Consider the following 390-nt stretch of genomic DNA (forward strand, 5'->3'; position numbering starts at 1 on the left):
GTTCGCCGCCGCATAATTGCCCTGCCCAGGACCACCAAGCGTGGCAGCAGCCGAAGAGAACAGCACAAACGCCGCCAGATCCGCGTCCCGCGTCAGCTCATGCAAATGCCACGCCGCATCCGCCTTCGGCCGCAGAACCCGCTCCAGCCGCCCACTGTCCAACCCCTGCACAACCCCGTCGTCCAGCACACCCGCCGCATGCACCACACCCGTCAGCGGATGCCGCTCCGGCACCTCCGCCAACAGTGCTGCCAACGCCTCACGATCCGCCACATCACACGCAGCGAAGGCCACCTCCGCGCCCAGGCCCACCAGCTCGGCCCGCAACTCGGCCGCACCAGGCGCCTGCGGACCACGCCGGCTCGTCAACACCAGATGACGCACACCATG

General features: G+C 68.7%; 1 protein-coding gene. It reads right to left on the reverse strand.

From position 1 onward, the window contains the following. On the reverse strand, positions 1 to 390 hold a 390-nt coding region (locus ADK64_RS09820), incomplete at both ends, for an SDR family NAD(P)-dependent oxidoreductase (protein ID WP_159046211.1).

This window comes from Streptomyces sp. MMG1121, assembly GCF_001280015.1.
In the GTDB taxonomy this organism is placed as follows: Bacteria; Actinomycetota; Actinomycetes; order Streptomycetales; family Streptomycetaceae; genus Streptomyces.